The organism is Yersinia vastinensis (assembly GCF_902726565.1).
In the GTDB taxonomy this organism is placed as follows: domain Bacteria; phylum Pseudomonadota; class Gammaproteobacteria; order Enterobacterales; family Enterobacteriaceae; genus Yersinia; species Yersinia vastinensis.
This window is the reverse complement of record NZ_CACVAF010000007.1, coordinates 267879-276963: the sequence shown is the minus strand read 5'-3', so window position 1 is coordinate 276963 and position 9085 is coordinate 267879. Positions and strand designations below refer to the sequence as shown.

Sequence of the window (9085 nt, the reverse complement as noted above, 5' to 3'; positions counted from 1 at the left end):
AAACAACTCCGCCGTGAGTGCTTAGATTATTGATAATATAGCAGAGAATTTATGAAATTTAGATATAATCGTTCAAAGAAAACTCAATAATTTTCTGCTATATATTCGGTTATTTAGCACACACAAACGGTCTAACCATCCCTTCACAATTTGCATTAAGGTAAGCTGCCTACCATTGACCATTGACCATTGACCATTGACCATTGACCATTGACCATTGACCTTATTCAACCAATGCGATACAAGCCATCGCACGGAAACCAAGACCATAAACTTCTGTTTGGGTCATTTAACACAGATCTCGTTGGAGCCGTAAGATCACATCACTATCACGCTGCAATAGCCTTATGTTTCTGCACTTGAATATAATCCCCCCACCATTGCATAAGATCTGCTCTTTCGACGAGATACTCTGCACGATTGTAAGCGGCTATAATCTCAGTGCTTTTGGTATGAGCCAAAGCCGATTCGAGAACTTCTGTCCTGAACTTACCGCATTCCTCTGCTGCTGTCCTTGCGATAGATCGCATACCGTGGGCGACCAATTCACCCCCTAACCCCATACGGATTAACGCTGCATTGGCTGTTTGCTCATGCATATGGGTCAGCGGAGTTTTTATGCTGGGGAACACCCATTCACGATGGCTACTGATAGGCTGCATATTTTCTAATATACGAAGAGCTTCTTTGCTGAGCGGCACCTTATGAGGACGTTTCATCTTCATAAATTCGGGGGGGATGTTCCAGATTTTGTTCTCTGTATCGATGTCAGCCCAACGCGCACGAACAGCCTCTCCGGGGCGAACCCAAGTAAGCAATTGCCATTCAATCAGCATACGTGTTTCCAGCCGTATGGAAGCATTAGCCAGTGCAGCCATAAATCTTGGTAGTTCGCTGGGGGGAAGGGCGGGCATATTTTGCTTTTTAGGTTTACTAAAACGCTGACCGAGATTATCAGCAGGATTAAACTCAATAAGTTCTTCTGTCGCTGCCCAGCGGAAGATTTCATTCAGGCGGGAAATGATTCGGCGCAGGGTTTCCAATACACCGCGTTGCTCAATGGGGTCAAGATGCTGCTTCAATAACTTAGGCCGGATCTCTTTGATAGGAACATTGCCTAATCCGGGGAAGATATTTCGTTCAAGACTACGCCAGATGTCTACTGCATGGTCTTTGGATATACCAGATGTCTTTACCTTCTCATCTAACCACTTTCGAGCAACGGCTTGGAGCGTGTGCTCAGTAGCATCCTTTAATGCATTAGCCTTATCGTTGTTATGGACTTGTGGATCGATGCCATTGGCAAGTAAGGATAGGTATTCATCCCGCAAAACTCTTGCTCTTGCTAACGTGAGGTGGGGGTAGGTTCCGAGGCTTACCTTTGTTCGCTTTTTAGTTACTGGCACTGCATACCTGAAATACCAATTTTTCTTTCCACCCCTTGAGAGGGGGGCGATTCTTAGCATTAAGCCATCACCGTCAAACAAGTTGATTTCTTTGTCTGAAGGTTTAGTGCTTTTGATTTCTGTATCCGTGAGTTTTTTTGCGAGTTTTGCCATTTTGGGACCCTCAAGTTTTGGACCCTTTGTGTTGGGTCCCAAGGAGGGTGCCATAAGTAGTGGTTTCTAGCAATTCTCGGTAGACTACTATAGACGTAAAAAAGCCCGCAAGGCTGGTTCCAAGCGGGCTTAGTAGACTTTACTATACTTCGGTAAAACTAAAAGTGGTGGAGCTGGGGGGATTTGAACCCCCGTCCGAAATTACTACACCGTCGGTACTACATGCTTAGTCCAATCATTACATTCGCCGGCCAGCTGCGGATGGACACGCCACTGACAAACTATCCTGATTAGTTTTAATGCTTCCACCCCAGGCAAGGTTTCCACACGAGCTCTTTTAGGTTTGACCTCTCTTGATCCCCGTCCTAAGAGCGGAGGCTAGGGAGAGAGGGCTCTAAGCAGGGTATTAAGCTGCTAGTGCGTAGTTTTCGTCGTTTGCGACTATTTTTTTGCGGTTTTTTACGAGGCCACCGCACCTCGGCATGCACCTTGGGTTTCGCGAATCCCGTCGAATCCAGAATCAGCCCCAAAGAACTTCGTCAGTATAACAGAACTATGTCCTGCTAAGCCAGTGACTTAACGATTTGCGTGCTTCATGATACGCGCTTTGTCTAATTTCCACTCGCGATCACGAATATCATCGCGCTTGTCGTTATCTTTTTTACCCTTAGCTACACCGATTTTAATTTTTGTCCACGCATTCTTCCAGTACATGGAGAGTGCGACTACGGTATAACCTTCACGATTGACTCGCCCAAATAGAGAGTCCAATTCGCGCTTGTTCAGCAGCAGTTTACGAGTACGCATTGGCTCGCAGACAACATGAGTCGATGCTACGTTCAACGGCGTAATCGTGGCACCAAATAGAAATGCCTCGCCGTTTTTAAACATAACATAGCTATCGCTGATGTTTGCCTTGCCCGCACGCAGTGATTTTACTTCCCAACCTTGCAATGCAAGACCTGCTTCGAATTCTTCTTCGATGAAGTATTCATGACGGGCACGTTTATTTTGCGCAATGGTCGCGGAACCGGGTTTGTATGCTTTTTTCTTTGTCATAGTGTTGATCATTATACTGTATGCGCAGACGAATGAAATCCTTTCCCATAGGATGCTTGTGCATTTTGTCTCATTTGTTGCACGGAATGCCTAGCAGATTTTTTGTATGGCGATAGATAAATGGTATTATCAGTGCGTTTTATGTCACACAGGAAATGTTATGCCACAGATTAGCCGCTCTGCGCTGGTTCCATTTAGTGTAGAACAGATGTATCAACTGGTTAATGATGTTCGCTCTTACCCAGAATTTTTGCCCGGTTGTACCGGAAGCCGGGTTCTTGATGCTACTGAAAATGAAATGACGGCTGCCGTTGATGTTGCGAAAGCCGGGATCAGTAAAACGTTCACAACACGTAATACATTAACTGATAACCAGAGCATTGCTATGCAGCTGGTTGATGGGCCGTTTCGTAAACTTATGGGGGGATGGCATTTCACCCCATTGAGTGCGGATGCTTGTAAAGTTGAATTGCACCTTGATTTTGAATTTACCAATAAGTTGATTGAATTGGCTTTTGGTAAAATATTCAAAGAATTAGCGGGGAATATGGTGCAAGCTTTCACCCAACGAGCTAAAGAGGTTTACAGTGTCTAATATTCGCGTTGAGGTAGTTTATGCCTTACCTGAACGCCAATATTTACGTACTGTGACTCTTGTCGAGGGAAGCACAGTTGAGGATGCTATCAATACATCGGGTCTGCTTGAGTTACGGTCTGATATTGATCTGGCAAAGAACAAAGTGGGGGTTTACAGCCGCCCGGTAAAGCTTGGTGATAAACTTAATGATGGTGATCGCGTCGAGATATATCGCCCTTTAATTGCCGATCCTAAAGAGTTGCGTCGACAGCGTGCGGAGCAGGCAAAAAAATAAGGCACAATATGCGCCTTATTTTTTGTTGTAGCCCTGGACTGCTATTGAAGGAAAACGCGTACTATCGTGCGGATGTATAAACATCAATAGGCTTAACACTTAAAGCCCCATCAGCATTTGCTCCCTCAACGTGCTCTGCAATCTTCGGATAAATTAATTTCCTGCTAATGTTGGCTCATTCTTGATATCGGTCAGTACACCACTGCTATCGAAGGTCAACGTTAAGGTTTGTTGTGTGACTTTCTCGTGGCCTGGTTGTTGGCGGAACACATAGAACCAAGTTTTAGTGCCAAACGGGTCCTGCAACATTGGAGTGCCTAAGGTATATGCCACTTGTTGTTGGGTCATACCTTTATGGATTTTGGACGCGTCATTAGGTGATAAATAGTTACCCTGATTAATATCAGGCCGGTAGACCACCTTCTCCAGCGTTGAACAACCCGCAGTAAGCATTGCAAGCATCACAGCGGCGGCAGTCAGCATTTTACAGCGCATAGTAATCACATTCCTTTAGGGCGTAGGATGACGATGATAATAGACCTTGCAGCAGTTGGAAACCTTTACAGGGCACCTGTATGACCTCTGGAAAGGAAAAAAGTTAATCTTTTCTACGCTGCGAGCAATTCTTTTGCATTTGCCAAGGTGTTTTTCGTCACTTCACTTCCGCCCAGAAGGCGCGCCAACTCTTGTAAGCGGGCTTTTTTATCTAACCGATGCATCTGTGTTTCGGTTTCAGTGCCATCAGTTTGTTTACTCACAAAGAAATGTTGATGACCACAACCTGCAACTTGTGGAAGGTGAGTTACACACATAACCTGAGTTGATTCACCTAGCTGACGCAATAAGCGACCCACTATGGCGGCCGTCGGCCCACTGATACCTACATCAACCTCATCAAAGATCAGCGCAGGTGTGTCCATTTTACGGGCTGTAATAACCTGAATAGCCAAGGCGATACGTGATAGTTCACCACCCGAGGCCACTTTAGCCAGTGGTTGTAGTGGTTGACCTGGGTTAGTCGTCACGCAGAACTCAATACGGCTTGCTCCTTCAGCACTGAGATGTTCAGGCTCAAATTGGGTTTCTATGGTGAATTTACCGTGGGGCATAGATAGTTCATGCATGCTTTCGGTAATCAGTGCGGCCAGTTCGTCAGCATAATGCTGGCGTTCCTCATGTAACCGCTTAGCGATGACCAATGCGTTTTGATAATGAATATTGACTGCATGACTAAGTTGTTCATGATCATTTTCTTGTTGTGATAGTTGTTCTTGCTCATCTAGCAACTGTTGATGGAATTGCGGTAGTTCTTCTGGGGAAACATGGTGTTTACGAGCCAGATTTAATTGACGAGATAACCGTTGTTCCAGCTCATACAATCTGTTGGGATCCATATCAAACTGTTCAGCATAATGACGTAATTCATCACTGGCCTCACTGATTTGGATGGACGCTTCTTCCAGCATATTTAGCAGGTTGTTAAATTGATCATCCATACCCGCCAGTTCAGTCAATTGATGCTTGGCTGAGTAAAGTTGGCTAAGAATATTATTCTGTTCGTCGTCTGCCAGTAACTGCAAAGCCTGTTGACTGAGTGACAGCAACTGACCACTGTTAGCCAGTCGCTTATATTCGATATCAATTTGTTCGTATTCCCCAGCCTGTGGAGCGAATGAATTCAGCTCTTTCAACTGATATTGCAGTAGCTCATGACGCGCATTTCGCTCAAGTGATTGTTGCTGATGCAGGGCTAATGCGCGGCAGCTTTGATGCCATATTTGATAGGACGCTTTCATTTCAGCCAACAGAGAGGATTGGTCTGCGTAAGCGTCTAATAATTGTTTTTGATGGTCTGGTCTTAACAATAATTGATGTGCATGTTGGCCGTGGATTTGAATCAGATGCTGCCCCAATTCCCGTAATTGGGACAAAGGAACGGCAGTCCCATTAATAAATCCTCTTGAGCGGCCATCGGTTCCTATTGCACGCCGCAGCAGGCATTCATTGCTGTCATCGAGATGATTGTTTTCTAGCCATTGGCGAGCTGAGGGAGTATCTGCGAGTGAGAAGCGTGCACAGATATCCGCACGTGTTGCCCCTAAACGCACCATACTGCCGTCTGAGCGGCTACCAAGACACAACCCTAATGCATCTATAGCGATAGATTTACCCGCTCCTGTTTCACCAGTAATTGCAGTCATTCCGGGCTGAAAATCAATTTCTAACTCACGCACAATAGCAAAATTACTGATGGTTAATTGGGCCAGCATGGTAAATCTCCTGTACATAAACACATGTCTGTATTTGAATACAGTATAAACTGGTTTTATATACAGTAAAGTCCTTGAGGCGTTTTTTAGAATAATTTTTTTGACCAGCCCAACTTTGTGCTTAACGTATTGAAATAGCTGTAGTCCTTAGGATGAATTAGGTTTAAGTGAAAATCGCTACGCCGAATTAAAAGCTCTTCCCCCTCTTGAATTGGCAAGGCTATCTGGCTGTCACAGCTAATTTCCAGATCGCTGGTAATTTGAGAAAACTTCAAACGGATGGTGCTGCTACTATTAATAACTAGTGGGCGAGCTGTCAGCGTATGAGGGAACATGGGAACTAATACAATGGCATCCAGTGTTGGTGTTAAAATGGGGCCGCCCGCAGAGAGTGAGTAAGCGGTAGAACCCGTAGGGGTGGCGATAATCAGCCCATCAGAACGTTGTGAAAATGCGAAGCGGTCATCAATATACACTTCGAATTCAATCATATGGGCAACTTTGCCAGGATGCAAAACCACCTCATTGATGGCCGTGCTGATGCGGCTTTGCTGATTTGTCCGTGTGACTTGCGCTTCAAGCAAAAAGCGTTGTTCGCTGAGGTATTCGCCTTCCAGCACATCAGAAAGTTGCTGCTGGGCGTTATCTGGGTCTAAATCGGTCAAAAAGCCTAGGTTGCCTCGGTTGACACCGATCACTTTGATATCATAGCGAGCAAGTACCCGAGCAGCACCGAGCATGTTGCCATCGCCGCCGACGACAACAGCTAAATCAGCTTTTTGGCCGATGTCAGCCAAACTGCCAGTCACAGCGTTGGTTAACTTGAGGTCTTTAGCAATCTGTTGTTCCACCATCACGTCATAACCTCTAGCGTTTAACCAGTGGTAGAGCATTTCATGAGTGGCAAGTGCAGCTGGGTGCCGTGGGTGACCGACAATACCAATACAATTGAATCTTTTATTATTCATTGCCGTGATTTTCCTCACTGGGGGTGTCTTTTACCCCACATTATGACCGGTTCCCTTGAATCCCCGGTTTTGATCCCCATAATAAGCCAAGTAGCGAGATTAATGCTAAAACGCGGAGATATCCATGAGTAGTAAAGAACAGAAAACACCAAACGAGCAAGTCTCGGAAGAAATGGAAAATGCAGCAGAGCAGCAAGTGGAAGCGACACAAGAGACGGGTGAAGGTGTAGATCCGCGTGTTGCCGAGCTTGAAGCGCAGTTGGCTGCAGCCTTACAGCGTGAGCGCGAAAGCTTGCTACGCGCCAAGGCCGAAGTTGAAAATATCCGTCGTCGTACTGAATTGGATGTTGAAAAGGCACATAAGTTTGCTTTGGAACGATTCTCAGCTGAATTATTGCCAGTAATCGACAACTTGGAACGCGCGCTGGATACTGCCGATAAGAGCAATACCGAGTTGACTGCCATGATTGAAGGTGTAGAACTGACCCTAAAATCATTACTTGATGCAGTTGGCAAATACGGTATTGAGGTTGTCGGTGATACTAACGTGCCATTTAATCCTGAAGTTCATCAGGCAATGACGATGCTTGAATCAGCTGATCATGAGCCAAATCAGGTCATGATGGTCATGCAGAAAGGTTACACGTTGAATGGCCGTCTGCTGCGCCCGGCGATGGTAGCGGTATCTAAAGCGAAAGCCTAAGGTGTCCTGACAGATAAAAGGCACCTCTGTGGTGCCTTTTTTATGTCTGTGGCTAAGTGAATAACGTTTTATTCTAACGTAGGCAATTTAGGCTGCCAGTCAATAGGCGGTAGACCTTGCTGTTGTAATAGCTGGTTAGCTTGTGAAAAGTGCTTACAGCCAAGAAAACCACGGTGTGCCGAGAGTGGTGAGGGGTGTGGAGCCTTCAAAATAAAATGGCGCTGGGCATCAATGATTCGGCCCTTTTTCTGTGCATGCGCTCCCCACAGCATAAAAATAACCCCGTTACGATGTTCATTCAGTGCCGCAATGACTTTATCAGTAAAGGTTTCCCAGCCAAGGTTAGCGTGCGAGTGGGCATTACCCGCTTCAACCGTTAGCACGGTATTCAGTAACAGCACGCCTTGTTCGGCCCAGCTTTGTAAAAAGCCATGATTGGGGCGCTGAAATCCGGGAATGTCAGTAGCCAGCTCTTTGTACATATTCACCAATGAGGGCGGTGCTGGTACGCCAGGTAAGACTGAAAATGATAGTCCGTGAGCTTGGTTAGGCCCGTGGTAAGGGTCTTGGCCCAAAATAACCACTTTTACCTGATCCAACTCGGTTAGGCGAAACGCATTAAATACATCTTTTTGTGCCGGATAAATGATTTTACCTGCACTGCGCTCTGCTGCCACATAGGCTAGCGTATCTTTAAAATAAGGCTGTTCTTTTTCTTGGCCGATCACATCGTGCCAGCTAAGGGAGGCGGTCATAAACACTCTCCTTGTTTCGGTAAGATATTGATGTGCGTTAGCTTACCGGTTCGCCCTTACGAGTGAAACCGTTAAACCTGAGTCTGTGACGCGATGGTTGTTTTTTGCTCGATTAACATAAAAAATGTTGAAAATTTACAAAAATAATTGCGATGGACTGATTTGATAAAATTGATATAAAACAAAAATTTGCCAGTGACGTGATTGTCGCCACGCTTGAAAGATTGATTTAAGTCAAAGAATTGCGGCAGTCTGACTGGTATATAGAACAATAAGACAACAATGGTTTTACCAAATAACCAAGATAGTTTTCTCCCCCTTGGAATTTATAGCCGTATTACGGAGGCACCAAATGATTACTGGTATTCAAATTACTAAAGCTAACAATGAAGCCTTACTGAACTCTTTCTGGCTGCTGGATGACGAAAAAGATGAACTGCGCTGTGTTTGCGCTAAATCAGGTTATGCAGAAGACCAAATCGTTCCAGTCAGTGAATTAGGTCAGATCGAATATCGTGAAGTTCCACTGGAAGTGCAACCGACTGTGCGTGTTGAGGGTGGTCAGCATTTGAACGTGAACGTTCTGCGCCGCGAAACTCTGGAAGATGCAGTGAAGAATCCAGAAAAATATCCTCAGCTAACGATTCGTGTATCTGGCTATGCCGTGCGTTTCAACTCACTGACACCTGAACAGCAACGTGATGTCATTACTCGTACTTTCACCGAAAGTCTGTAATTCATGTTATAGCAATGACATCTCAAAAATATTAGGGAGCCTTTATGGCTCCCTTTTTGTATCTGTATTTTATTAATCAATAAGTTAGAGTCTGATCACATCTTTGCCTTTATATAAATAAATTTTACCAATTCCACTTAAGAACTCATCCGACGTGTCGATA

The 9085-nt window shown here is 45.1% G+C and carries 10 protein-coding genes and 1 other RNA gene; 4 read left to right on the top strand and 7 right to left on the bottom strand.

Annotation, left to right across the window (positions count from 1 at the left end):
• Nucleotides 1–329: 329 nt before the first annotated feature.
• The 3 genes from HUZ92_RS13055 to smpB all read right to left on the bottom strand — a co-directional run bounded on the left by HUZ92_RS13055 (nt 330) and on the right by smpB (nt 2618).
• Complete coding sequence (locus HUZ92_RS13055; protein ID WP_145579619.1) at nt 330–1559, bottom strand: integrase domain-containing protein; 1230 nt, start codon at nt 1557–1559, stop codon at nt 330–332.
• 165 nt (nt 1560–1724) lie between these two features.
• Nucleotides 1725–2087, bottom strand: a transfer-messenger RNA (tmRNA) gene (ssrA, locus tag HUZ92_RS13050).
• Nucleotides 2088–2135: 48 nt separating this feature from the next.
• Nucleotides 2136–2618 carry an SsrA-binding protein SmpB gene (smpB, locus tag HUZ92_RS13045; RefSeq protein ID WP_032910756.1) on the bottom strand — a complete coding sequence of 161 codons (483 nt, stop codon included), beginning with the start codon at nt 2616–2618 and terminating at the stop codon, nt 2136–2138.
• Nucleotides 2619–2778: 160 nt separating this feature from the next.
• Here smpB and HUZ92_RS13040 point away from each other — a divergent pair, with 160 nt between their 5' ends.
• Nucleotides 2779–3213, top strand: coding sequence for a type II toxin-antitoxin system RatA family toxin (locus HUZ92_RS13040; protein WP_050100857.1), 435 nt, complete (start codon nt 2779–2781; stop codon nt 3211–3213).
• Complete coding sequence (locus HUZ92_RS13035) at nt 3206–3490, top strand: RnfH family protein (protein ID WP_050100856.1); 285 nt, start codon at nt 3206–3208, stop codon at nt 3488–3490. Before HUZ92_RS13040 ends, HUZ92_RS13035 begins: the two co-directional genes overlap by 8 nt.
• 153 nt (nt 3491–3643) lie before the next feature.
• On the opposite strand, the gene bamE is transcribed toward HUZ92_RS13035, so the two are convergent.
• From bamE to nadK, 3 genes are all read right to left on the bottom strand, one after another.
• Nucleotides 3644–3985, bottom strand: a complete 342-nt coding sequence (gene bamE, locus HUZ92_RS13030; protein WP_019212230.1) for an outer membrane protein assembly factor BamE — start codon at nt 3983–3985, stop codon at nt 3644–3646.
• A 113-nt stretch (nt 3986–4098) separates the two neighbouring features.
• Nucleotides 4099–5760, bottom strand: coding sequence for a DNA repair protein RecN (recN, locus tag HUZ92_RS13025; RefSeq protein ID WP_050140660.1), 1662 nt, complete (start codon nt 5758–5760; stop codon nt 4099–4101).
• A gap of 86 nt (nt 5761–5846) precedes the next feature.
• Entirely contained in the window at nt 5847–6728 is an 882-nt protein-coding gene (nadK, locus tag HUZ92_RS13020) for an NAD(+) kinase (protein ID WP_050100854.1), read from the bottom strand.
• A 124-nt stretch (nt 6729–6852) separates the two neighbouring features.
• Here nadK and grpE point away from each other — a divergent pair, with 124 nt between their 5' ends.
• Nucleotides 6853–7431 (top strand): nucleotide exchange factor GrpE, encoded by a 579-nt coding sequence (grpE, locus tag HUZ92_RS13015; protein ID WP_050100853.1) that lies wholly within the window; start codon nt 6853–6855, stop codon nt 7429–7431.
• Nucleotides 7432–7499: 68 nt separating this feature from the next.
• Here grpE and ung read toward each other — a convergent pair whose 3' ends face one another.
• Nucleotides 7500–8186 carry a uracil-DNA glycosylase gene (gene ung, locus HUZ92_RS13010; protein ID WP_050100852.1) on the bottom strand — a complete coding sequence of 229 codons (687 nt, stop codon included), beginning with the start codon at nt 8184–8186 and terminating at the stop codon, nt 7500–7502.
• A 352-nt stretch (nt 8187–8538) separates the two neighbouring features.
• On the opposite strand from ung, the gene grcA reads away from it, so the two are divergent.
• Complete coding sequence (gene grcA, locus HUZ92_RS13005) at nt 8539–8922, top strand: autonomous glycyl radical cofactor GrcA (RefSeq protein ID WP_050100851.1); 384 nt, start codon at nt 8539–8541, stop codon at nt 8920–8922.
• The last annotated feature ends 163 nt before the right edge of the window (nt 8923–9085 follow it).

Excerpts from the sequence above, each read along its gene's own strand:
- nadK (WP_050100854.1), bottom strand. The coding sequence starts at position 6,728 with ATGAATAATAAAAGATTCAATTGTATTGGTATTGTCGGTCACCCACGG.
- HUZ92_RS13040 (WP_050100857.1), top strand. The coding sequence starts at position 2,779 with ATGCCACAGATTAGCCGCTCTGCGCTGGTTCCATTTAGTGTAGAACAG.
- grcA (WP_050100851.1), top strand. The coding sequence starts at position 8,539 with ATGATTACTGGTATTCAAATTACTAAAGCTAACAATGAAGCCTTACTG.
- grpE (WP_050100853.1), top strand. The coding sequence starts at position 6,853 with ATGAGTAGTAAAGAACAGAAAACACCAAACGAGCAAGTCTCGGAAGAA.
- ung (WP_050100852.1), bottom strand. The coding sequence starts at position 8,186 with ATGACCGCCTCCCTTAGCTGGCACGATGTGATCGGCCAAGAAAAAGAA.
- HUZ92_RS13055 (WP_145579619.1), bottom strand. The coding sequence starts at position 1,559 with ATGGCAAAACTCGCAAAAAAACTCACGGATACAGAAATCAAAAGCACT.
- bamE (WP_019212230.1), bottom strand. The coding sequence starts at position 3,985 with ATGCGCTGTAAAATGCTGACTGCCGCCGCTGTGATGCTTGCAATGCTT.
- smpB (WP_032910756.1), bottom strand. The coding sequence starts at position 2,618 with ATGACAAAGAAAAAAGCATACAAACCCGGTTCCGCGACCATTGCGCAA.
- recN (WP_050140660.1), bottom strand. The coding sequence starts at position 5,760 with ATGCTGGCCCAATTAACCATCAGTAATTTTGCTATTGTGCGTGAGTTA.